Source organism: Sphingomonas flavescens (assembly GCF_030866745.1).
Taxonomy (GTDB): domain Bacteria; phylum Pseudomonadota; class Alphaproteobacteria; order Sphingomonadales; family Sphingomonadaceae; genus Sphingomicrobium; species Sphingomicrobium flavescens.
Window position 1 is genome coordinate 2,158,095 of record NZ_CP133016.1, and the last position, 22,146, is coordinate 2,180,240.

Below are 22,146 nucleotides of genomic sequence, written 5' to 3' on the forward strand. Positions count from 1 at the left end.
CGCTCAGGCCCGCGCCGGGCGGGCTTCCTTGGCGATGGCGTCGAGGAGGCCGTTCACGAAGCCGCTCTGGCGCTTGTCGTAGAAGGCGTGGGCGACATCGACATATTCGGAAATGACCGAGGCCACGGGCACATCGGCGCGGCCGAGCAGCTCATAGGCGCCGGCGCGCAGGATCGCGCGCATTGGTCGGTCGAGCCGCTCCAGCGTCCAGCCTTCAGCAAGGCGGCTGGCGATCAGCGCGTCGATCTCGTCGCGGCGCGCGTCGGCGCCGGTCACCAGATCGTCGAAGAAGTCCTGTTCGGCATCGTGATAGGTCGCGTCCTCGATGGTCGCGCCTAGCCGATGCTCATGGAATTCCTTGAGCAGGCGCGGCAGCGGGGTGCCTTCCATGTCGTGCTGGTAAAGCGCCTGCACGGTGGCGAGGCGCGCGGCTGATCGCGATCGGGAACGGGTCTGGGTCATGTTGCAGCGGCAGTAGCGGCGGCTTCCCCGGCAAGGAAGGGTCGCAGCGCATCCGCCACGGCGTCCGGTGCCTCCCACGGCGCGAAGTGACCGACATCTGGCAGCCGCACGACCGTCAGATCGTCGATCAATTCATTCAAGCCCTCGAGCTGAATCGGCAGCAACGCCTTGTCGAGCATGCCCCACACGACGAGCGTCGGGATCTTGATGCTGGGGAAGGCGCGCAGCAGGAAGTCGGGCAGGGGAAGGGTCGCGCCCGGTGGCGGCACCAGCACCCGCGATGCGCGATACCAGTTCAGCATCGCGTTGAAGGCGCCCGGCTGCGACCAGTCAGCGATATATTGCTGCCGCTCCTGCGGGCTGATCTTTGACACGTCGACGTGTCGCGCGAAGGTCGTGTCGAAGAACCAGTCGAAGCCCTTCTTTTCGACGACCTTCTCGAACCCGGGGACCTTGAACGCATTCATATATTGCGAAGCCGCGCGCTGGTCGGCGTCCTCGATCAGGCTCTTCTGGAAGACCGCCGGATGCGGCGAATTGACGATGACCAGCCGGGTCACCCTCGGATCGCCGCGCAACGCCGTTGCCCAGGCGATTGCGCCGCCCCAGTCATGGCCGACGAGCGTGAACTCCTCGAGACCCAGCCTGTCGGCCAGCGCGAAGATGTCGTCGATCAGCGTGTCGGTTTTGTATTCGCCTTTATCCTGCGGCAGGTCCGACCCGGCGAAGCCGCGCTGGTCGGGCATGATCAGGTGAAACTGATCCTGCAACCGCGGCGCGATCTCGCGCCACGTCCGGTGCGATTCAGGAAAACCGTGAAGCAGAATGACCGCAGGAGCATTCGGATCGCCGGCCTGCGCCACGTTCAGCGTGACGCCGGTTCTGAGACCGATCCGCCGAATGTCGGTCATGGATAGCTGACCGTCTTCGGCACTTCGGGCAGCGGAATGTATTCCTGATCGTCGCCGGGGATGGTCGGGAAGCGCTGAGCTTTCCAGTCTTCCTTGGCCTGATTGATCCGGTCGCGCGACGAGGACACGAAATTCCAGAAGACGTAGCGCCGGGTCGTGAACGCGGCGCCGCCCATCAGGATCAGCCGTCCGCCCGCCGCACTCGACAAGCGCGTCTGATGTCCCGGTCGCAGGACGTAGAGGGTGCAGAGGTCCAGCGTCTGACCATCGAGTTCCGCCTCACCGCCGACGAGCATGACTGCGCGTTCGTCCGCGTCTGCATCGATGGGCAAGCTGCTGCCGGCGGCAAGCTGGATGTCGGCGTAAATGGTCGGCGAATGCTGGGGCGTCGCCGCTTTTGCACCCCACAATTTGCCCATCAGCACGCGCGCGCTAGCGCCGCCATCCTCGATCAGCGGCAAGCCATCGGCAGCAACATGATCGAATGCCGGGGCTGCTTCCTCGCCGCCGTCTGGCAGCGCGAGCCAGGTCTGCATCCCGTAAAGCGAGGGCCCCTCCGGTCGCAGCTGCTGCGGCGAGCGCTCCGAATGGACGATGCCCGTGCCCGCAGTCATCAGATTGATGGCGCCGGGCTCGATCACCTGGTGCGAGCCGATGCTGTCGCGATGCTCGATCGCGCCGTCGAACAAATATGTCACCGTCGCGAGATTGATATGGGGATGCGGCCGCACGTCCATTCCTTGACCGGCGGGCAACCGGGCCGGGCCGAACTCGTCGACGAAGATAAACGGCCCGACCATCGTTCGCTCCCGTGCCGGCAGGGACCGGTTGACCTTGAACGCCCCGAGGTCGTGCGTGACCGGCGTGATGATCTGCTCGAACGCGGTTTCAACGGTGGCCATCATTCTTCTCCCGGGGCGGTTGCACGGATCGACAAGGCGTGGACTCGCTCGCGCATCAGGTCGCCGAGCGCGGCATAAACAAGGCGTTGGCGTTGCACTCGGTTCTTGCCGGCGAAGGTGGGGCTTTCGATCTGGAGGCTAAAGTGACTCTCGCCGGCGGGATTGTAACCGCCGTGGCCGCGGTGCTGCTCGCTGTCGTCGGTCAGCTCGATGCGCGTCGGCGAAAGCGCCGAGTGGAGGCGTGCGAGCATTTCAGTCGCGATCGGGCCCGTGGCGGTCATGGTCATTGCACCTATATAGGTCGGCTGGATCAGAACAGGCATGCAAATCACCATCACCAAAGGCGAACGGAGCGACCGGATCGACATTGATTGGTCGGCTAGCGACTGCGTCAGCACGACATTCCCGCACAAGGGGCCTGTTCCGCACGACGCAGTGCATTACTTCGTCGAACGCGAACTGGGCATCGGCCAGGGGTTTTGGGGAATGGTCGCCGGGGGCCGGCACCCTGAAGAAATCGCAGGGATTGCCAAGGCCGCGGGCCACGCGAGTGCCAAGCGCGCAAGCGTCCCAGACGCCGCCATCGTTCCGATCCTGCAGGCGGAGCGGATCGTCGAGTGCTTCGAGGCGGACCTGTGGAGTCAGTTTCAGACTGACCTGCCGACATTGCGTGCCGCGATCGATGCCGGTTGCGCGTCATCGTTCGTGCCGACGCCGACGGTCAGTGACGAGGTGATTGCACGGATTCGCGGTGAACTTCGCGCCCTCTCGGAACGTTGGCCTGCGGCGCCGGCAGGCGAACAGCTCACGCTCGAATGGAAAGACGAAGTCGATTGAAGCACGCTCGAATGCATGGTCGGATCGAAGGTGCGCGCGCGAAGTGCGCTGCGCCGGGATGCGACGCGCCCGGGGAGTTCAAGGCGCCGCTGCAGCCGGCTAACTTCGACGGTCCCGGTTCCTGGCGCTTCCTGTGCCTGGATCACGTCCGCGAACACAATGCGAAATACAATTGGTTCGAGGGCATGAGCCCGGACGAGATCCAGGATGCGCAGGGACCGCTCGGCGGCTGGGAGCGACCGAGCCGGGCCTTCGCGCATAATGGTGTTGATCCGCCGCCGGCGTGGGGCGACTTTTCCGATCCGCTGGAGGCGATCTCCGGCAGGTTCAGGCGCGGGCGGCAGCCGGAGGCACCATCGCGCTTCACTAAAGCCGAGCGGCGCGCGCTATCCGTGCTGGGGCTAGGTGATGACGCCGACCGGCATCAGCTGCGGCAGCGCTACTCCGGGCTGGTGCGCCGCTATCACCCCGACAAGAATGGCGGTGACCGCAGTCACGAGGCCAAGCTTGGCGAGGTGATCGAGGCCTATCAGCAGCTGCGGAAGTCCGCCGCTTTCGCCTAATCGCGGTCGGGGGCGCCGAGCGGGAAATAGGCACGGAATTGCCGCGCGTCCTCGACACACCGCGATACCGCAGGATGGCCAAGCAGCCGCTGGCGGTAGGCTTTCAATCGCGGACGCGCTTCGCCGATTTCCTCGACCCAATCGGCATAGAATAGCGACGGAGCGGCCGCGCAGTCCGCCAGCGTGAAGGCATCGCCGACCGCCCAAGGACCATCGCCGAGATTTTGCTCCAGCCAGTCATAGGCGATGTGGAGACGCTGGCGAGCGCGCTCTTCGCCATAAGCATCCTGAGAGCCTTCGGGTCTCAGCACATTTGCAACCGGGGCATTCATATTGGTCATCACGTGGAGGTCGAAAAACCGGTCGAGAAACCGCGACCGGAGCCCGGCATCGCCATCCGGAATCCAACGGTTCGGGCCAGGATATTTCACGTCGAGATAGTCGATGATCGGCGTCGATTCGAACACCGCCGTGTCCCCCTCCAGCAGGAGCGGGAACTGGCCGAAGGGCGAGTGCCGCTTAAGCACCGCGCTATTTTCCGGCTGGTCCGGGCCGACGGACCGGAACTCAAACGGCGTTGCATTGGCGTAGAGCGGGATCAGCGCCTTCCACGTGTAGGACGAGAAGAGGTGACCGAAGAGCTGCAACTTCATTGAGCCTGCCTTTCAGACGCGGCGAGGAAAACCTGCTGCTGAGCCTCGAACGCGCGCTGGAACGCGGGTCGGGCTTCGCCGCGCGCGACGTAGGCGGCCAACCGCTCATCGAGCAATGGCGTGGCGGCGGGCCGCCGCAGCACGTTGACCATCAGCAGGTCGCCCGCGTTGAATCCACCGTCGAGCCAATCGGCGTCGCCGAGGCGGCTCGACAGATCCGTCAGCCGGGTGCGAATGCGATCTTCCATGATCGGCAAGCGTGCCTCGAACCATGGCTTGTCGCGCTCAATCAGCATGGCGGCTTCGCGTTCGACGATGACCGGCTCGACGGTCGCCTTCGCAGCGAACATCCAAGCGATCGCCCTTGATCGCGCCTTAGCGTCAACCGGCAGAAGTCCCGCGTGCGTTTCCGCAATGCGCAGGATGATCGCCGCGGACTCGAACAGCGTCAGTCGGTCTTCCTGATAGGTCGGGATCTGGCCGAACGGCTGAAGCGCGCGATGCTCCGGCTCCTTCATTTCCTTGAAGGAAACGAGGTGCACGTCGTAAGGCTGGCCGACTTCCTCCAGCGCCCAGCGGACCGGGAAATCGCGCGCCAGGCCACGGCCGCGGTCTGGCGAACTTTCGAACGCGCGGATGGTCGGTTTAGACGTCACTATGCGTCGGCCTTGTCGGCTTCTTCGGCAAACGAGCCGATCGGCACTTCGCCGGCCGGTTCATATTCGAGGAAGGCAACGCCCTTGTCGGAGACGACATGCTTGACCAGCTTCAGCGCGCCGGCGCCGGTCGACCCGTCGAAGATCGACTTGCCGTCACCCAGGATGACCGGGAAGACCATGGTGATCAACCGATCGATCAGCCCCGCTTTAATCAGCGGTGCGTAGATCGTGCTGCTGCCCTGGATCAGCAGGTCGCGGCCTTCGGTCTGCTTGAGCTTCCGGACCGCGTCCGCGGTGTCACCAGACAGCTTCTCGCTACGATCCCATTCGAGCGGCTCGTCCGAATGGGTCAGCACATATTTGTTGATGCGCTGGAAGCGCGCGCCGACGGGATCTTCCTGGTGCTTGGGCCAGTAGGACGAAAAAATGTCGTACGTCCGCTTTCCGAGCAGCAGGTCGTAGTCGGCGTCGATCACCGGGCCGAAAGCCTTTTCCAGCCCTTCGTCCCAGAAGTGGAAGGACCAGCCGCCGTAACGGAATCCTGAAGTCGTATCTTCGTCCGGTCCGCCCGGCGCCTGCATGATGCCGTCCAGCGACTGGAAGACGGCGCCGGTGAGCTTACGCATCCGCCGGCACCTCGGCCATCGCGGCTTCGATGGTGGCGATGTCGATCTTCTTCATCGTCATCATCGCGTCGAACGCGCGCTTCGCGGCCGCCTTGTCGTGACTGGTCGTCGCGTCGAGCAACACGCGCGGCGTAATCTGCCAGGAGAAGCCCCACTTGTCCCTGCACCAGCCGCAGGCGCTTTCCTCGCCGCCGTTGCCGACGATGGCATTCCAGTAGCGATCGGTTTCCTCCTGGTCTTCGGTGACGACCATGAAGCTGACGGACTCGTTCGGCTTGAAGTTCGGTCCGCCGTTAAGGCCGGAGAACGAGCGGCCGAGAACGGTAAAGTCCAAGGTCAGCTCGGCGCCTTCCTTGCCATCCGGATAATCGCCCGGCGCCTTCATCGCATTGCCGACCGAGCTGTCGGGGAAAGTGGCCGCGTAGAATTCAGCCGCCTTGCGCGCCTCGCCATGGTCGAACCACAGCACGGTCGTCAGTTTCGAGGTCATTGAGCGTCTCCCGATTTGCGCGGGCCGACCAGGCCGACGACCACCCCCTGCGGATCGGTTGCGTGCACCGAATATTCACCGCCCGGAATTGGCATCGGTTCGCTCGCGAGCGTTCCGCCGCCATTTCTGACCGCGGCGACGGCACGGTCGATGTCGTCGACCCCGATGTAGAAGGTCCAGCCGACGCCCGGATGCTGCGGCAGCTTGCGCATGATCGCGCCAATGCCGACGCCGTCGAACTGGATGAATTTGTAATCACCCATCTCGCCCATCGGCATCGCGCCTTGCTGCGTCCAGCCGAAATGCTTCGTGTAAAATGCAATGGCACCGTCCTGGTCGCTGCTCGCCAGGTCGTTCCAGCGAACATGCTGCGGCTGGTCGACCGAAAAGACGTCGCTGGTGGCGTCAGGCTGATCGGCCGGCGGCGTCGGAGTCATGATGTAGAAGGGCGCACCCCAAGGGTCGGCCACCATCGCCATGCGGCCGACGCCCTCCATGTCATGGGCCGGCATCAGCGTCTTGCCGCCATCGGCCTCGATTGCGGCCAGCGTCTGATCGACGTTGCCGGCGTGGAGGTATCCGATCCAAGTGGGTTTGGCGCCATGCGCGATCATGTCGTTCGTCAGCACCAGCACCCCGCCGGCAAAGCCGCCGTCGCTGCGGTTGATCATGCGATAGTCGACATCACCGCCACCGGGGACCGAATTGTGGTCGTCGATGTTCCAGCCGATCACGGCGTCGTAAAACTTCTTCGCGGACGCGGCGTCGGTCGTCATCAGTTCGTACCAAATGAAACCGCCAGGCCGGTTGCTCGGCGGGTCCTGAGGCGTAGACGCGTCTTGAGTGCGGACGTCAGACATTGTCGACTTCCTTTCGGTTGATTCAGGGGGAAAAGCCTTAAGCGCTGATCGGCGTCGCGGCCTGCGGATTTGCTTGCTGAGAAGACGTGTCGAGGATCTTCTCAAAGCCGCCCCAGAACATGCGCTGCATATTGAACGGCATTTCGCCTTCAGGCTTCATGCTCTCGTCCGCCATGATCTTGGCCCAGGCGTCGTCGCGGGCCTGCTTGTCCGGCCACTCGATGAACGAGAAGACGATGCCTTCACCGTCCTCGGCCTTCACCGCGCGGTAGAAGTCGGTGACTTCGCCGTGCGACACATCGTCACCATAGGCTTCGACCACGCGGGTGGCGCCGTGCTGCTGGAACACCTTCGCCATTTTCGCGGCCATCTGCTGATATTCGTCGCGCTTGGTGACCGGCACCACGAAGCCGTCGGCGTAGCTGCCGCCACCCGACCCTTCGTCGACGATCGCCTCGAAGCCGCCCATGATCATCCGTTTCCCGTCGAAGGGCATATCGATCGAGCCCATGCGCTCGTCGCTCATCATCTTCTCATTGGTGGCGTCGCGCGTCGCCCGGTCGGGATACTCGAACCAGGAGAAGACGATCCGCTCATCGGGCTTCGCCGCCACCGCCTTGCGGAAGTCAGTCACCTTGCCATCCTCGATGCTGCTCTCCCACGTCTCGACCATCCGGCGCACGCCGAGGTCTTGAACCAGCGGCGCAAAGGTCGCCGCGTGATGCTGATAGGCGTCCTTGTTCGCTTCCGGCACGGGCACGATGAAGCCTTCGAAGTAGGTCATTGCTGCTCTCCCTTTATTGCGCCGGAACGGCGCTCTTCTCGAACATGGCAAGCTGCGCGGCCATCGCCTTTTTGAAGGCGGGCCGGTCCTTGCCGCGGCGAACGTAGTCGGCCAGCTTCGGGTGCTTGCCGAGGATATCATCAGGCGTGCCGTGCAGGACGGCGACCATCATCAGATCGCCGACCGTGAACTGCTCCCCTTCGAGCCAGGGACCATCGCCGAGACCTTTCTCGAGGTCGGCCAGGCGCCGGTCGAGATCGGCGACCACCTTGTCGTGCCGCATCTTCGACCACGGCTGCTCGCGCTCGAAGACGTCGTTGATGACCACGGCCATGACGAATGGTTCGACGGAATTCAGCGCCGCGATCACCCACTGGATGGCCTGAGCGCGGGCTTCGGGATCGCTTGGCAGCAGATCGCCGCCGCGCTCCGCGATCCGCAGCACCATCGCGCCCGATTCGAAGCTCTCGCCATTCTCGTCGCGGTAGACGGGAACCTGGCCGAACGGTTGGCGGCAGCGATACTCGTCCGTCTTGGCGTCGCGGATTGTCTCGACCTCATAGGTCTCGCCAATCTCTTCCAGCGCCCAGCGGGGCCGGAGGTCGCGCACGAAGCCGCGCGCAAATTCCGGCACCCATCCAAACGTCGTGATCGTAGGAGTCATCTGTTTAGGCCTCCGCCGTTTCGACCGGATGCGCACCCTTGGCTGCGAACTCCGGATCCATCCACATCGGCGCCCACTGGTGACCGTCCGGATCCTCGAAATCGCGGCCATACATCGGTCCGCCTTTCGTCTGGTCTTCCTGGGAGACGTCGATCTTGCCGCCTGCGGCGCCCGCGGCGTCGGTAATCTGGTCGACCTCCTCCGGGCTGTCGCAGGAAATGCAGAGCAGCACCTGACTGCTGTTGTTCGCGTCCGCAATCGGCTTGCGGGTGAACGTTGCGTAGAAGGGATGAGTAAGCAGCATGACTGAGATGGTGTCCGACAGCACCATCATGGCCGCGGCCTCATTGCTGAACTTCGGCTCGTTGCGAAAGCCGATCGCCCGATAGAACGCCTTCGATCGTTCCAAGTCCCGTACCGGCAAGTTCACGAAAATCATGCGCGACATATTTCCTCCTGCGACTCGACAGCTTGTTGTTTGGCTTGAGAAGTTATAAATAGCAACCATGGAGTTAGAAAAAGTAACTAAGTTGCGGAAAGGGGACGACAAGCGCCGGTACGAGGATGCTTGCGGGTTGGCGCACGCGCTCGACCTGCTGGGTGAACGTTGGGCCATGCTGGTCCTGCGGGAATTGGCTTATGGACCGCGCCGGTTTTCAGGCCTTCGCCGTGACCTTCCGGGTATCAGTGCGAACGTGCTGACCCAGCGGCTCAATGAGTTGGAAAGTCGCGGCCTTGTGCGTCGGACCCGCTTGCCTGCGCCGGCCTCGATCCAGGTTTACGAGGCGACGGAATGGGGTTTGGAGGCGATCCCGACGATCGCCGCGCTCGGACGCTGGGCTGCGCGCAGCCCGTTACATGACCCCACCCTCAGCATGAGCCATGTGTCGCTGATCATGTCGCTCCAAACGCTCATTTCGGAGGAGCGCGCACGAGGTTTCAATGTTCGCGTCGCCTTTCATCTCGGCGAGGCCAATTACGTGACGACGGTCCAGGACGGCGGGTTGACCGTCGAGCGGCGGGATTGCGACGATTGCGCGGTGACGTTCATCGGCCCGCCGACGGCCGTTGCCGCAGTGATCCACGGCGGCGCCCCCATGGATCTCATCCAGGTCGAGGGAGACTTGGCCTTGGCAAAACGTTTCATCACGCTCTTCCCGCTGCCGCCCAAGGTCGTCGTCTAAAGATTGAGGCTCCGGCGGCCTTCGCTTACAGGCCCGAACAATGACCGATCTTCCCAACAGCCAGCCCGAAAGCCGCGCCGAAACCCTGCTCGCCGCCCCCGATAAGATCGTGAAGGTGCGCGAGATGTTCGGGGTCGACTCGGACATGGAAGTGCCCGCCTTCAGCGAGGCCGACGAACGCGTCCCGGACCTCGACCCGACCTACGTCTTCGATCCAGACACGACGATGGCCGTGTGCGCCGGCTTCTCGAAAAACCGCCGCGTCATGGTTCAGGGTTATCATGGCACCGGCAAGTCGACCCACATCGAGCAGATCGCTGCGCGGTTGAACTGGCCGCTCATCCGCATCAACCTCGACGCGCACATCAGCCGCATCGACCTCGTCGGACGCGACGCAATCGTCCTCCGCGACGGCCAGCAGGTAACTGAGTTCCGTGAGGGGCTTTTGCCCTGGGCACTGCAGCATCCGGTTGCGCTCGTGTTCGACGAATATGACGCCGGCCGCCCGGACGTGATGTTCGTCATCCAGCGCGTGCTTGAGGCGGAAGGCAAGTTGACGCTGCTGGACCAGAATCGCGTGATCCGGCCGAACCCTTGGTTTCGTCTGTTTGCTACCACGAACACGGTAGGCCTCGGTGACACGACGGGTCTCTATCACGGCACCCAAGCGATCAACCAGGGCCAGATGGACCGCTGGAACATCGTCACGACGCTGAATTATCTGCCCGCGGCAGTCGAAGCGCAGATCGTGCTCGCCAAGACCGGCGAATATGACGAGCCCGGCGGCAAGGCGACCGTCGACAAGATGATCAAGGTCGCTGAACTGTCGCGGCAAGGTTTCATCAACGGCGACATTTCCACGGTCATGAGCCCCCGCACCGTGATCAGCTGGGCGCAGAACGCGCACATCTTCGGTGACGTGGGTTACGCCTTCCGCGTCAGCTTCCTCAACAAGTGCGACGAATCCGAACGACCCCTGATTGCCGAATATTATCAGCGCGTGTTCGGTGAGGACCTGCCTGAGAGCGTTGTCGGCAAGGCATAAGAAAAGGGCGCCGCCGATAGTTCGGCAGCGCCCTTCTGGAGAAATTGGTAGGTCAGACGCCGTAGAGAATGTCACCCGTGGCAACGTTACTGCCCAACACGTTCACAATCATGTCGAAGCTGCCGTTATGGTCGGTGTCGATCTGCAGCTGGTGCAGCGTCGCATTGAAAGACACGTACGCCGCGCTGGCGCCGGCTACCTTCGACAGATCGATCTTGTCCGCTCCGGACTGGAAATCCGTGATCGTGTCGATGGAGCCGTCTTTCGCGAAGACAAACACGTCATTGCCGGCGCCGCCGGTGAGGGTGTCGTTCCCTTCCCCGCCGATCAGCGTGTCGTTACCTTCGAAGCCCTGCAGAACGTCGTTGCCGCCCCGACCCTCGAGGCGGTTCGCGTATTCATTCCCCTGCAACAGATCGCGCGCGGAGCCACCGATCGCATTCTCGATAATGGTGCCATAGGCAATCGACACATTATCGAACTGCGTGGCGCCGATGCCCCCCACGCCCGTATCGGCGGCAATGCGCGCCGAAACGATCGACTGCACGGCCGACTGCGCCTGTTGCAGGAAAGCATCCGTAAAATAGCCCGCCGGAAAAGACAGACCGTAAGCGGCATAATATTCGGTCCAATAAGCATTCACATGAGCGGCCGATGGCGCGCCGCCACCGATCGAGCTGAACGATCCTGCATGGAGGTTGATGTATTGCGAGACGTTGAAACCTGAAGCGTCGATCGTGTCGTTTCCGCCAGCGTCGTAGATCGAATACATCGGATTCGGGTTCGCGTTGAAGTCGAACAGCGCGTTGCCCGCGGTCGAATTGAACCCGTACGTCGTCGCCCCCACGCGGGTCGTCGGGTCCGCCCCGTATTTTTCCTGGATGACGTAGATGTCGTGAAGCATTGGGGCTTGCGGGTAGTTCGCGCGGAAGCTGAAGCTGCTGACGGCGCCGGTCGATGTGTAGCTGATCGATCCCGGAACGACCCCTCCCAGATCCCAATTGATCGCGAGCTCGCGCGAATTTGTCCCGTTGAAATAGGACATGATCGAATATTGATACGTGTCCTGCGCATATTCCGCGTCGGTCGCGAAGGTCCCCGTCCCGTTGTAGGCGCCAGGATGCGACAGGCCGAGGGTGTGGCCGAGTTCGTGGATCAGCGTGGTGTTGCCGTACTGGCCATAGTGAAACAGCGAGTTCGACGGGTTGAGCGAGGGATCGGCGATGAAGACATCGCTCTGGAACGTGTAGCCCTTCCCCGGAACCGGGTAGTAGGCAAACGCCTGGGCCGGATCGCTGCTGTTCGCGAAGATGATGTCCGCGCCACGACCGTTGGTTTCCTTGAAACTTTGCGGGATCAGGTCATCCCAAAGCTGGATGGCGGCGCGCGCCGCGACCTGCTGATCGGCCGTGAACGGAGAATAATCGGTGCTGCCCGACAGCCCGTATTGCGGATTGTTGAAGAGTCCGGTGGCGTGAGGCAACGCATTGAAGGAGTAAGTGATGACCCCGTTGCTCGCATGCACCTCTCGACCCGTATCGAGGTGGCTGGTGACGCTTTCGTCGCCGGTCAACGGAAGGATCGGCTTGCGGTAGGTTCCGTAAGTCAGGCCCGCATAAGGGTCGAGACTAAATTCGACAGCATCCACGCCGGGCGGCGTCGGCTCGACAAATCTGTCTCCAGCCGAATCCTTGAGGTTCTTGGTCATTGCTCACTCGCTCCCCTAACTAAAGTCCTGATCCTGAACACGAAATCAGCTACTTAGACAGGCGAACGTGCAGGCGTGGCAGTTAAGAGTCAACCTAAGTTAACCATTTTCGGAATCCGCCCTTGGCCAGTGGACAAGCGCCCGACTAAAGCACGCCAAATGGCCGATCGATCACCCCTCGATGACTTTCGCCGAGCGCTTGCTGGCGCGTCCCGAGCGATCGCCAGGGACGGCGATGTCGACGTCGTCTACGCGAACGACTTCGGCGCTGGGTCCGGCAAGGTGGCGCGGGTGCCCTCGCCAGGAGCGGCTCTCGAACCTAAACTGGTCGCCGAGGCGCGCGGCGCAGCTGACGCAGTGGCTCTGCGACTTCGCTTCCATGACGCGGCGCTTCACTCCCGCCTTGCGCCGGCGGACATCGAGTCGCGCGCAGTGTTCGATGCGCTCGAAACGGCGCGCGTCGAGGCGCTGGGTGCGCGCGCGATGGCCGGCGTTCGCGATAACCTCGCGCGGCTGACTGAAGCGCGGGTAAGGGCCGACGCCATCGTTCGCGCCCGCAACGCCGAGGAAGTTCCGCTCTCTACGGCGGTTGGGCTTCTCGCCCGCGAGCGATTGACCGGCGCCGCGCCGCCGCGCGCCGCAAAGGCTGGGTTGGACCTCGTCGCGCCGTGGATCGAGGAGCGTGCGGCTGCCGAACTCGATGCGCTCGCGCTGACGCTCGACGATCAAGCCGCATTCGCAAACCTGTCGCGCCGGCTGCTGGAAGATCTAAACCTCGCCGCGGCGGAAGAGCCGACGGAAGACGAACCGGAGAATGCCGGTGACGACTCGGAGGGCGAGGACGGCGGCAGCGACGACAAGCCCGAAGAAGGTGACGATGGAACGCCGGGCGGCGGTGATGCCGAGATGCGCGGCGAAGAAGTCGAGGACGAAAACGCGGACGGCGATTCCAGCGAGGAAATGGAAGCGGGGGAGGACGAATCCTCGGCTGGCGACGAGTTGAGCGAAAGCGTCTTCGCCGCCCCGAGCCGCCGCAATTGGGACCCCTCGCCGGAGACCGACTACAAAGCTTTCACGACAAAGTTCGACGAGATCGTGGAGGCGCATGACCTGTGCGACGACGATGAACTCGGCCGTCTGCGCGCCTTTCTCGATCAGCAGATGGCGGGGTTGCAGAACGTGGTCACGCGTCTTGCCAACCGCCTGCAGCGGCGGTTGATGGCGCAGCAAGCGCGCAGCTGGGACTTCGATCAGGAAGAAGGCCTGCTCGACGCCGCGCGACTCGCCCGCGTGGTCATCAGCCCGGGGCATTCGCTCAGCTACAAGGTCGAGCGCGATACCGAGTTCAAGGATACGGTCGTCTCGCTGCTAATCGACAACAGCGGGTCCATGCGCGGCCGGCCGATCGCCATCGCGGCGATCTGCGCCGATATCCTCGCGCGAACGCTGGAACGCTGCGGTGTCGCGACCGAAGTCCTCGGGTTCACGACGCGCGGCTGGAAAGGCGGACAGAGCCGCGAAGCCTGGCTGTCGGCTGGGCGGCCACCAAGCCCGGGGCGCCTCAACGACCTTCGCCACATCGTCTACAAGCGTGCGGACGAGCCGTATCGCCACAGCCGCCGCAACCTCGGCCTGATGATGCGCGAGGGTCTGCTCAAGGAGAACATCGATGGCGAGGCGCTGCTCTGGGCGCACAACCGCCTCATTGCGCGGCCAGAAGAGCGCCGAATCCTGATGGTCATTTCCGACGGCGCGCCGGTTGACGATTCGACGGCTTCGGCCAACGGCGGCAGCTACCTCGAGCGACACCTGCGCCAGGTCATCGACTGGATCGAGAAGCGTTCGACCGTGGAGCTGATTGCCATCGGCATAGGGCACGACGTGACCCGCTACTACAGTCGCGCCGTGACGATCATGGACGCGGATCAGCTTGCCGGGGCCATGGTCGAGCAGCTGGCGAGCCTGTTCGAAAGCCACTGATCCGGCATGTGCAATCTCTACACGCAGACCAAGTCGATCGATGAGATCGCACAGCTTTTTCGCGATATCGGCATCCAGCTCACCTTTCCCGAGGGGGTGCCCAACCTGCAACCGCGCGACGTCGCCATCACCGATTCGGCGCCGATCGTGCGAATGACTGAGGGCGGCTTTCAGCTGGTCGTCCGGCGCTGGAGCTGGCCGGGACCGGGCGGCAAGCCCGTATACAATTATCGATCGGATGGGCGTGAGTTCACTAGCGGACGCTGCCTGATCCTGACCGACGGTTTTTACGAATTCACCCAGCCGGACGATGCCGCACAGAAGCGGAAGGATCGCTGGCTGTTCACCAACCCTTCCGAGCCGATGATCGGGATCGCCGGGCTGTTCCGCACCGCGCCGGACGTGGGCGAGGCGTTCACGATGCTGACGACCGAGCCGGGGCCGGACGTTGCGCCTTATCACAGCCGCCAAGTCGCGGTTGTGGGCGACGCTGCGTGGAAGGACTGGCTCGATTACGGAACCTCGGCGCGCGATCTGTTGGGTCCGTTACCAGCCGGAACCCTCCAGGTTCAGCCGGCACCGCGAACATAAAAAAATGGCCCCAGCACAACTACGCGCGCTGGGGCCCCCTCGTTACGCGACGCGAGGGAAAACGCCTGTCTCCAGGCATGACGGGGAAAAGGGGATAAACCCCGTCCATGACGGGGCTTATGGGCGATTCGCGGCCAATGAAGGCTGAACGTTACGTGCAGCCTACGTTCAGCAATTTCCGTTGAAAGTCAGTCGGTTAGACGACTTAAGCGGCTTTCTGCTCAGCCGCCTTCTTGGAAATCTCGCGCTTCAGCTTGCGAACCTTCGGGCTCAGCTTGTCGTCGCTCGTCTTGAGCAGCCAATTGTCGAGGCCGCCGACATGCTCCACCGAGCGAAGGCCGTGGGTGGACACGCGAAGCTTAACGCTGGTGCCCAGCGAGTCCGAAAGAAGGGTCACGTTCTGCAGGTTCGGCAGAAACGTCCGCTTCGTCTTGTTGTTGGCGTGGGAAACGTTGTTACCCACCTGCCGGCCCTTGCCGGTCAGCTCGCAAACCCGCGACATGGTCTCAATCCTGATTTTGTGTGCGAGCCCATCAATGGACCCGAAGAGCGCCGCCCGTTAGCGGCTCAAGCCGTGGCCGTCAATGTTGTCCCACCGCCGGATGCCGCGAAACCGCAGGGCCTTAACAGCGTTAGGAGCCCCATGGTCCAAAGACCGTGTCGGCGTCGTTATATTCCAGGGGACTGACTCAAAAATGCGGACCATCATCCTAATCCTGATTGTTGCGGTTCTGATTGTCATTGGCGCAATCGCCAGCGGATTCCTGAATATCAGTCAGACCCGGCCGGCGCAGGCACCCGCAATTTCGGCCACCCACAACGGCGTTGTTGCCAAGGGCGGTCAGGCACCTGCATTCGACGTGGAGACCGGATCGGTGAAGGTCGGAGCCAAGGAAACGACCGTCAAAGTCCCCGGCCTCGAAGTCCAGAAGCCCGTGCAGAACCAGACTGCGCCCGCAACGGGAAACGCCCAATAGGCTGACTTCGCCAAGCGCCTTCGCTAGCTGCGGGCGCAATGTCCGTATTTCCTCTTCCTCCTCCGATGCGCCGTGCGCTGGACCTTGCTGCCGCGGCGGCCATGGATGGCGAGGTCCCCGTCGGAGCGGTCGTGACATTGGGCGACCGCATCGTTGCGGAGAGCCGCAACGCCATGCGCGGCACTTCAGATCCGACCGCGCATGCGGAGATGGTTGCCATTCGCCGGGCCGCCGAAAGACTGGGGACGTCGCGCCTCGATGAATGTGTCTTGTGGGTCACGCTGGAGCCGTGCGCCATGTGCGCCGCGGCGATCGGCATTGCGCGGTTCAAGGCCCTTCGTTTTGCGGCCGAAGACCCGAAAGGCGGCGGCGTCGTGCATGGACCGCGCATCTTCACGCAGCCCACCTGCCACCACCGGCCGGACGTCATTGGCGGAATTGGCGAAGCCGAAGCCGCGGAACAACTCCGCGCGTTTTTCGCCAGCCGGCGCTAGCTGCGGTAGGGGACCAACCGGATTTCGATACGGCGATTGGCCGCGCGCTGGGTCTCGTCTACCTCCGGGTTATATAGCGGCGAGCTTTCCCCGAGGCCTTTCGATCCAATCCTCGCGCGGGCGACGCCACGAGAGGCGAGATAGGCGGCAACCGCTGCTGCACGCTTGTCGGAGAGTGCCTGGTTCGTCTGCGGGCTGCCCGTAGTGTCGGTGTGAGCCAGCACGTCGACATAGGTGCGTGTGCGCGTTTTCACGGTCCGCGCGATTTCCAGCAATGTGGAGTTGGTCGACGCGTTCAGGGCAGAACTGCCTGTGTCAAAGGTGAAACCGGCCGGGATGCGGATGACGATGCTTCCACCGACTTGTAGAACGTCCAGTCCCATGCCTGCCGTCTGCCGCCGCAATTCCGAATCAAGCTCGGCCATGTACGTTCCGGCCTCCGCAGGACTGAGCGGTCTAATCTTTGCCGCACGCATTTTTGCGGCCCGCGTCTTTTGCCCGCCGACGACGTCGCCGAGCAGGTAAGGCGCACTTGTCCCCAAAGGACGAAAGGCCGCGGGAACGATCGGCGGCGGAGGGGGCGCAGACTGGCAGCCGGCGATCGCGGCAAATCCCACGCCGACCAATGCTACCTTGATGTGACGGACCGAAAACATTCGCGCCTCTCCCCTTTTAACACCCGTGAAACCCTGCGTGCGTGGCGATGGTTCCGCAAGCGTAACTCGCGCCGCCGCTTGTGAACTGCGACAAGACAAGGCAAGAGCGGATTGCCGCCCATGAGCGACCATCTATCCCCCATTCCCTGGCTCGACGTCCTCCTCATCCTCGCGCTGATCGTGCTGAACGGCGTGCTGGCGATGAGCGAACTCGCGATCGTCTCATCACGCGAAGCCCGGCTGAAGGCCATGGCCAAGAGCGGTAGCCGCGGTGCGCAGTGCGCACTGGATCTCTCGTCCGATCCCGGCCGCTTTCTGTCGACGGTGCAGACCGGCATCACGCTGATCTCGATCTTCGCGGGCGCTTTCTCGGGCGCGAGCCTTGGCGAACCGGTCGCGCAGCGGGTGCAGCAACTCGGTCTTTCGACCGAGACGGCGCATACGATCGGCTTCGGCATCGTGATCGTCGCCACCACCTATGTCTCGCTAGTCATTGGCGAGATCGTGCCCAAGACCATCGCTCTCCGCTCGCCAGAGCCGATCGCGGTGATCATGTCACGCCCGTTGCTGTGGCTATCGAAGGTGACGGCGCCGTTCGTATGGCTGCTCGATCGCTCGAGCTCGCTGATCTTCCGCCTAATCGGACTCAACAAGGGATCGAAGAATCAGGTGACGGCCGAGGAACTGCACCTCGTGGTCGCGGAGGCGCAAACGGCAGGCGTCCTTGAAGAAGACGAGCGGGCGATGATCTCCGGCATTGTACGTCTGGCTGACCGCCCGGTCCGTGAGGTCATGACACCGCGCACCGAGATCGACTGGGTCGACGTGGCCGCGACGCCCGAAGAGATCCGGCAGGAATTGCTCGACAACCCGCACAGCCGGATCCCCGTTGCCGACGGCTCGATCGAAAACATCGTTGGAGTTATCCAGACGCGCGACGTGCTAGCCGCCAGCATCCGGGGGGAGCCGCTCGATCTCAAAAGGCTGTGCCGGACGGCGCCGGTCATTCCGGACCTCATGGACGCAATGGACGCGCTTGCCGTGCTTCGCGCGGCCGACGTGCCGCTTGCGCTCGTCCATGACGAATATGGTCATCTCGATGGTATCGTCACGCCAGGCAGCATCCTCGCCGCCCTGGCGGGGACCTTCGCGCACGACCTGGAACAGGGCGAGGAATCTCCGTTGATCGAGCGGGAGGACGGCAGCTGGCTGATCTCGGGCGCGGCCAGCGCGGACCTCCTAAGCGATCGTCTGGGCATCAACCTGCCGACCGACCGCGACTATTCAACCGTTGCCGGCTTTGCCTTGTCCGTGCTCAAGCATCTGCCAGAGACTGGCGAGAAGTTTCGCCACGACGGCTGGTCGTTCGAAGTCATCGACATGGACGGCCGCAAGATCGACAAGTTGATTGCGTCACGGCCGCGCAAGAGGCCGGCCGAGAGCGAAGCCGAAGCCGTCGGCTAGAGCTTTCCGAACTTCTGTTCGAAGCCGTCCGTGTCGTCGCGGGCAAGATAATCGGCCTGCTCGACGACGCGGTCACGCGTGATGCGGCCGCGAAACGAGCCAAGCCGCTCGTCGAGGCGCTCGATCTCGGTCGGGGTCAGCTGCGCGAGCTGCTCGAACCGGACGAAGCCCGCACTGCGCAGGGCATCAGCGAACTTGGGTCCGACGCCTTTGATTCGCGACAAATCGTCCGCCGGGTTACCGCCGGCATCCAAGACCGCATGGACGGGCGCGCGGAGAATGTCCCCGGTCACATCGCTGGTGGCCGCGGCTGCTTCGCCGGCGAGGCCGCGACCTTCGGGCGGAGCCTTGGCGGAGGTCATGTGCGGACGGATCGGTGAGCTATCGGTCAACTGCACGCGCTGCTTCGGCCGCAGCAAGACGATGGCGATGATAATCGCCACGACGATGATTGCGAGCCACCAATATTCCCGGATCAAATCCATAGTTCACCAATTCCATTGAGCGTTGTAGCGACGGTGCAGCTCGATCAGATAGGCGAGCAGCAGACCAAAAAGGAAGCCCAGCACGGCAATCGCGCCACCTTCTACCATCAGCGGCGTGCCCGGAGGGTCGTTGCCCCACTGGGCCTTGCTCACCCCGGGTAGCATGCTGAACAATCGCGCAAGTTCGGTGCGTTGGAAGTCGGTTGCGGGCTTGCCGGTCAGGACGAGGGTTCGGGACAACGGATGGCGATGCAGCCTGCCCTGGATGTTTGGCGTCTCGTAATAATCGAGCCCGGTCCGGGCGGTCTTCTCAACCGTCGCGGTGAAGCGGTCAGCGGCCCCCAGCGGCCCGTGCCAGACCAATGCCAGGCAGACTGCAACGACCGCGCCGATCCCGAGCGCGATGTTGCGCTTGCGGGACGGCCATTTGTGAAAGGCGAATACGCCGATGATCACACCGACGACGAGGCCGATCGCAAAGCACGGCCAGAAGTAGGGCATCAGCACGCTCATGCAATCGTCCGCTTGAGTTCGCGCCAGCCGATATCGCGGCGATGAAATCCATCCGCGAAGTCGATTTGATCGACGGCGCGGTAGGCACGGGCGCGAGCATTTGCGAAGCTGTCGGCGACAGCGGTGACCGCCAGCACGCGGCCGCCACAGGCGATGAGACCGTGTTCGCCGCGCGCAGTTCCTGCGTGGAAGACCGTAACGCCTTCAACCTGCTCCGCGGCTTCGATCTCCCGAATTGCGCCACCGCTGGTGGGCGCCCCCGGGTAGCCGTGCGCCGCGACGACGACGGTCATCGAATGCTTGTCCGCAAGGCGCGGCGGTTCGCTGAGTTTCCCCGCCGCGACGCTCATCAGCAGTTCAGCGAAATCGCCCTCGATCAGCGGCATGATCGCCTCGCATTCGGGATCGCCGAAGCGAACATTATACTCGATCAGTTTCGGTCCTTCGTCGATCAGCATGAGCCCGGCATAAAGCACGCCGTTGAACGGCGTTCCCTGCTCGACCATCGCCTGGGCCGTCGGCCGCACAATTTCGTCCATTGCGCGGGCGGCAAGTTCTTCGGTGAGGATCGGAGCGGGGGCATAAGCGCCCATGCCGCCGGTGTTGGGGCCGGTGTCGCCTTCCCCGACGCGCTTGTGATCCTGCGCCGACGCTAGAAACATCGCGGTGTCGCCGTCGACGAGGGCGAACAGGCTGGCCTCCTCGCCGGTTAGGAACTCCTCGACGACCATCGGTCCGTCGCCCGCGGCAGCAATCGCGGTTTCCGCTTCGGCCCGGGTCATGGCGACCGTCACGCCCTTGCCAGCAGCGAGCCCGTCCGCCTTGATCACCACCGGCGTGCCGAAGTCATCGATCGCGGCCAAGGCATCCTGCATGGTGTCGACGCGGGAATAGTCCGCGGTCGGGATGCCGTTCGCGCGGCACAGGTCCTTGGTGAAGCCCTTCGACCCTTCCAGCTGTGCAGCGGCGGCGCTCGGCCCGAATACCGCGATGCCTTGTGCACGCAGCGCATCGGCAACGCCGGCGACCAGCGGCGCCTCAGGGCCGACCACGACGAGGTCGATCGCATGCTCCTTTGCCAAGCTGACGACGGCAGCCGGATCTGCGGGATCGATCTTCACGCATTCGGCCCACCGCGCGATACCCGGGTTGCCCGGCGCGGCCATGAGTTGGCCGCAGCTCGGCGATTGCCTAAGGCGCCAGGCGAGCGCATCCTCGCGACCACCCGACCCCAAGAGCAATATGTCCATCAATCTTCCCGAAGAAACGCGAGCCGGCCTGTTAGCGAACGTCGCGCCGGGCGACAATTCGCCGGCGCTGAGCGTCACCGAGCTTTCCGGCGCACTCAAGCGGACCATCGAGAATGCTTTCGGCCAGGTCCGATTGCGCGGGGAGATCAGCGGGTTCAAGCGGCACAGCTCGGGCCATTGCTACTTCACGCTCAAGGACGAGAATGCCTGCATCGACGCGGTGATCTGGCGGACGAGCGCCGCGACGCTGGCTTTCCGGCCGGAAGACGGCGCCGAGGTCATCGCCACCGGTAAGCTGACGACCTACCCAGGGCGCTCGAAATATCAGATCGTCGTCGAGCGGATGGAGTTGGCCGGGGAGGGGGCGCTGCTGGCGCTCCTGGAGAAGCGTCGTAAGGCGCTTGCCGCGGAAGGGCTCTTCGAGGCAGGGCGCAAGCGGCGACTGCCGTTCCTGCCACGCGTCATCGGCGTGATCAGTTCGCCCACCGGCGCGGTGATCCGCGATATTCTTCATCGGCTCGAGGATCGCTGTCCGACGCACGTGATCCTGTGGCCGGTGCCGGTTCAGGGTGAGGGCGCTGCAGCAAAGATCGCGGCGGCTATCCGCGCATTTCCCACTCTTACCCCGAAACCCGATCTGCTGATCGTCGCGCGCGGCGGGGGCTCGATCGAGGATTTGTGGGCGTTCAACGAGGAAGACGTCGTGCGGGCGGCGGCGGAAAGCCCGATCCCGCTCATCTCCGCCGTCGGCCACGAAACCGACACGACCCTGATCGACTTCGCATCCGATCTCCGCGCGCCCACGCCGACAGCCGCGGCCGAATTGGCGGTGCCGGTGCGGGCGGAACTCGCCGCCCAGCTGAATGAACTGCAGCACCGGGCCCAGCATTGCCTGGCCCGGCGCGTCGACCGGCAGCGCGAACGGTTCGAACTCGTCACCTGCCGCTGGCCAAGTCCGCAAACCATGTTCGCGCCGGCGGTGCAGCGTCTGGATGAGATTGGCGAACGGCTGCCGCGGTCTCTTGCAGCACGGGCCGGCAGCGCTCGGGCGGACCTGAATTTGGTGGCGGGGCGCCTTCGGCAGGATCTGATCGATCAGCGTATCGCGCGGCTGTCTGACCGCCTGTCGGCTGCCTGGAAGATGGCCGAACTGGTCCATCCCGAGCGGCCGTTGTCCAAGGGGTACGTGCGCGTCACCACCCGCGACGGCGCAACGCTGACGAGCGCGGCCGCGGCCCGCGCCGCGCAGCAGGTTACCCTGCGGTTTGGCGACGGCGCGGTCGATGCGACGGTTGGAGATACTGCGCCGGCGCGAGCGGTTGAGCCGAAGCGCCGCAAACCCTACATCGCTTCCCAGCCCGGGCTGTTCGACCCGGCGGAGGAGTAAG

At 63.7% G+C, this 22,146-nt stretch carries 28 protein-coding genes; 10 read left to right on the forward strand and 18 right to left on the reverse strand.

The features are described from left to right. Positions 1 to 3: 3 nt before the first annotated feature. The 4 genes from nusB to QU596_RS11065 are packed head-to-tail and all read right to left on the reverse strand — an operon-like array spanning position 4 to position 2,562. Positions 4 to 462, reverse strand: coding sequence for a transcription antitermination factor NusB (nusB, locus tag QU596_RS11050; RefSeq protein WP_308515564.1), 459 nt, complete (start codon positions 460 to 462; stop codon positions 4 to 6). Continuing rightward, entirely contained in the window at positions 459 to 1,373 is a 915-nt protein-coding gene (locus tag QU596_RS11055) for an alpha/beta fold hydrolase (protein WP_308515565.1), read from the reverse strand. Before QU596_RS11055 ends, nusB begins: the two co-directional genes overlap by 4 nt. Further along, positions 1,370 to 2,275 (reverse strand): pirin family protein, encoded by a 906-nt coding sequence (locus tag QU596_RS11060; RefSeq protein WP_308515566.1) that lies wholly within the window; start codon positions 2,273 to 2,275, stop codon positions 1,370 to 1,372. Before QU596_RS11060 ends, QU596_RS11055 begins: the two co-directional genes overlap by 4 nt. After that, a complete protein-coding gene (locus QU596_RS11065) occupies positions 2,275 to 2,562 on the reverse strand; it encodes a BolA family protein (protein WP_420030980.1) in 288 nt (95 codons plus the stop codon). The genes QU596_RS11060 and QU596_RS11065 overlap by 1 nt, the downstream gene beginning before the upstream one ends. A gap of 34 nt (positions 2,563 to 2,596) precedes the next feature. Here QU596_RS11065 and QU596_RS11070 point away from each other — a divergent pair, with 34 nt between their 5' ends. Both QU596_RS11070 and QU596_RS11075 read left to right on the forward strand, forming a co-directional pair. Further along, positions 2,597 to 3,112 carry a hypothetical protein gene (locus QU596_RS11070; protein ID WP_308515568.1) on the forward strand — a complete coding sequence of 172 codons (516 nt, stop codon included), beginning with the start codon at positions 2,597 to 2,599 and terminating at the stop codon, positions 3,110 to 3,112. Between the two features lie 11 nt (positions 3,113 to 3,123). Continuing rightward, positions 3,124 to 3,675 (forward strand): J domain-containing protein, encoded by a 552-nt coding sequence (locus QU596_RS11075; RefSeq protein WP_308515569.1) that lies wholly within the window; start codon positions 3,124 to 3,126, stop codon positions 3,673 to 3,675. Here the strand turns inward: QU596_RS11075 and QU596_RS11080 are convergent. The 8 genes from QU596_RS11080 to QU596_RS11115 are packed head-to-tail and all read right to left on the reverse strand — an operon-like array spanning position 3,672 to position 8,859. Beyond that, a complete protein-coding gene (locus tag QU596_RS11080; protein WP_308515570.1) occupies positions 3,672 to 4,328 on the reverse strand; it encodes a glutathione S-transferase family protein in 657 nt (218 codons plus the stop codon). The genes QU596_RS11075 and QU596_RS11080 overlap by 4 nt on opposite strands. After that, positions 4,325 to 4,984 (reverse strand): glutathione S-transferase family protein, encoded by a 660-nt coding sequence (locus QU596_RS11085; RefSeq protein WP_308515571.1) that lies wholly within the window; start codon positions 4,982 to 4,984, stop codon positions 4,325 to 4,327. The genes QU596_RS11080 and QU596_RS11085 overlap by 4 nt, the downstream gene beginning before the upstream one ends. Beyond that, the gene (locus QU596_RS11090) at positions 4,984 to 5,613 is read right to left on the reverse strand and encodes a dihydrofolate reductase family protein (protein ID WP_308515572.1); all 630 of its coding nucleotides are present in this window, start codon (positions 5,611 to 5,613) and stop codon (positions 4,984 to 4,986) included. Before QU596_RS11090 ends, QU596_RS11085 begins: the two co-directional genes overlap by 1 nt. After that, a complete protein-coding gene (locus tag QU596_RS11095; RefSeq protein ID WP_308515573.1) occupies positions 5,606 to 6,103 on the reverse strand; it encodes a VOC family protein in 498 nt (165 codons plus the stop codon). Before QU596_RS11095 ends, QU596_RS11090 begins: the two co-directional genes overlap by 8 nt. Then, complete coding sequence (locus tag QU596_RS11100; protein WP_308515574.1) at positions 6,100 to 6,963, reverse strand: VOC family protein; 864 nt, start codon at positions 6,961 to 6,963, stop codon at positions 6,100 to 6,102. The genes QU596_RS11095 and QU596_RS11100 overlap by 4 nt, the downstream gene beginning before the upstream one ends. Positions 6,964 to 7,000: 37 nt before the next feature. After that, positions 7,001 to 7,747, reverse strand: a complete 747-nt coding sequence (locus tag QU596_RS11105) for a DUF1428 domain-containing protein (RefSeq protein ID WP_308515575.1) — start codon at positions 7,745 to 7,747, stop codon at positions 7,001 to 7,003. A gap of 13 nt (positions 7,748 to 7,760) precedes the next feature. Further along, on the reverse strand, positions 7,761 to 8,411 hold the full coding sequence (locus QU596_RS11110; RefSeq protein WP_308515576.1) for a glutathione S-transferase family protein: 651 nt from the start codon (positions 8,409 to 8,411) through the stop codon (positions 7,761 to 7,763). A gap of 4 nt (positions 8,412 to 8,415) precedes the next feature. Further along, positions 8,416 to 8,859, reverse strand: a complete 444-nt coding sequence (locus QU596_RS11115) for a VOC family protein (protein ID WP_308515577.1) — start codon at positions 8,857 to 8,859, stop codon at positions 8,416 to 8,418. 82 nt (positions 8,860 to 8,941) lie between these two features. On the opposite strand from QU596_RS11115, the gene QU596_RS11120 reads away from it, so the two are divergent. Both QU596_RS11120 and cobS read left to right on the forward strand, forming a co-directional pair. Continuing rightward, on the forward strand, positions 8,942 to 9,595 hold the full coding sequence (locus tag QU596_RS11120; RefSeq protein ID WP_308515578.1) for a helix-turn-helix domain-containing protein: 654 nt from the start codon (positions 8,942 to 8,944) through the stop codon (positions 9,593 to 9,595). 40 nt (positions 9,596 to 9,635) lie between these two features. Next, the gene (gene cobS, locus QU596_RS11125) at positions 9,636 to 10,640 is read left to right on the forward strand and encodes a cobaltochelatase subunit CobS (RefSeq protein WP_308515579.1); all 1,005 of its coding nucleotides are present in this window, start codon (positions 9,636 to 9,638) and stop codon (positions 10,638 to 10,640) included. A gap of 52 nt (positions 10,641 to 10,692) precedes the next feature. Here cobS and QU596_RS11130 read toward each other — a convergent pair whose 3' ends face one another. Continuing rightward, complete coding sequence (locus tag QU596_RS11130; protein WP_308515580.1) at positions 10,693 to 12,348, reverse strand: M10 family metallopeptidase C-terminal domain-containing protein; 1,656 nt, start codon at positions 12,346 to 12,348, stop codon at positions 10,693 to 10,695. 159 nt (positions 12,349 to 12,507) lie between these two features. Between QU596_RS11130 and cobT the strand changes: the two genes are divergently transcribed. Both cobT and QU596_RS11140 read left to right on the forward strand, forming a co-directional pair. Continuing rightward, positions 12,508 to 14,328 (forward strand): cobaltochelatase subunit CobT, encoded by a 1,821-nt coding sequence (gene cobT / locus QU596_RS11135; protein ID WP_308515581.1) that lies wholly within the window; start codon positions 12,508 to 12,510, stop codon positions 14,326 to 14,328. A 6-nt stretch (positions 14,329 to 14,334) separates the two neighbouring features. Next, a complete protein-coding gene (locus tag QU596_RS11140) occupies positions 14,335 to 14,919 on the forward strand; it encodes an SOS response-associated peptidase (RefSeq protein ID WP_308515582.1) in 585 nt (194 codons plus the stop codon). 205 nt (positions 14,920 to 15,124) lie between these two features. On the opposite strand, the gene rpmB is transcribed toward QU596_RS11140, so the two are convergent. Then, complete coding sequence (rpmB, locus tag QU596_RS11145; protein WP_308515583.1) at positions 15,125 to 15,421, reverse strand: 50S ribosomal protein L28; 297 nt, start codon at positions 15,419 to 15,421, stop codon at positions 15,125 to 15,127. Between the two features lie 193 nt (positions 15,422 to 15,614). Here rpmB and QU596_RS11150 point away from each other — a divergent pair, with 193 nt between their 5' ends. Together QU596_RS11150 and QU596_RS11155 are read left to right on the forward strand one after the other, a co-directional pair. Beyond that, positions 15,615 to 15,896 carry a hypothetical protein gene (locus QU596_RS11150; RefSeq protein WP_308515584.1) on the forward strand — a complete coding sequence of 94 codons (282 nt, stop codon included), beginning with the start codon at positions 15,615 to 15,617 and terminating at the stop codon, positions 15,894 to 15,896. A gap of 65 nt (positions 15,897 to 15,961) precedes the next feature. After that, complete coding sequence (locus tag QU596_RS11155) at positions 15,962 to 16,390, forward strand: nucleoside deaminase (RefSeq protein ID WP_308515585.1); 429 nt, start codon at positions 15,962 to 15,964, stop codon at positions 16,388 to 16,390. On the opposite strand, the gene QU596_RS11160 is transcribed toward QU596_RS11155, so the two are convergent. Continuing rightward, on the reverse strand, positions 16,387 to 17,046 hold the full coding sequence (locus tag QU596_RS11160; RefSeq protein WP_308515586.1) for an OmpA family protein: 660 nt from the start codon (positions 17,044 to 17,046) through the stop codon (positions 16,387 to 16,389). The genes QU596_RS11155 and QU596_RS11160 overlap by 4 nt on opposite strands. Positions 17,047 to 17,166: 120 nt before the next feature. Here QU596_RS11160 and QU596_RS11165 point away from each other — a divergent pair, with 120 nt between their 5' ends. After that, positions 17,167 to 18,510 (forward strand): hemolysin family protein, encoded by a 1,344-nt coding sequence (locus tag QU596_RS11165; RefSeq protein ID WP_308515587.1) that lies wholly within the window; start codon positions 17,167 to 17,169, stop codon positions 18,508 to 18,510. On the opposite strand, the gene QU596_RS11170 is transcribed toward QU596_RS11165, so the two are convergent. From QU596_RS11170 to purD, 3 genes are read right to left on the reverse strand one after another with little or no spacing between them, the layout of a single operon-like run. After that, positions 18,507 to 18,995 (reverse strand): helix-hairpin-helix domain-containing protein, encoded by a 489-nt coding sequence (locus tag QU596_RS11170; protein WP_308515588.1) that lies wholly within the window; start codon positions 18,993 to 18,995, stop codon positions 18,507 to 18,509. The two genes, QU596_RS11165 and QU596_RS11170, sit on opposite strands and share 4 nt — an antisense overlap. A 3-nt stretch (positions 18,996 to 18,998) precedes the next feature. Beyond that, positions 18,999 to 19,508: a hypothetical protein gene (locus QU596_RS11175; protein ID WP_308515589.1), complete on the reverse strand. Its 510-nt coding sequence runs from the start codon at positions 19,506 to 19,508 to the stop codon at positions 18,999 to 19,001. Then, positions 19,505 to 20,758, reverse strand: coding sequence for a phosphoribosylamine--glycine ligase (gene purD / locus QU596_RS11180; RefSeq protein WP_308515590.1), 1,254 nt, complete (start codon positions 20,756 to 20,758; stop codon positions 19,505 to 19,507). Before purD ends, QU596_RS11175 begins: the two co-directional genes overlap by 4 nt. Between purD and xseA the strand changes: the two genes are divergently transcribed. Further along, on the forward strand, positions 20,751 to 22,145 hold the full coding sequence (xseA, locus tag QU596_RS11185) for an exodeoxyribonuclease VII large subunit (RefSeq protein WP_308515591.1): 1,395 nt from the start codon (positions 20,751 to 20,753) through the stop codon (positions 22,143 to 22,145). The genes purD and xseA overlap by 8 nt on opposite strands. Position 22,146 lies beyond the last annotated feature (1 nt).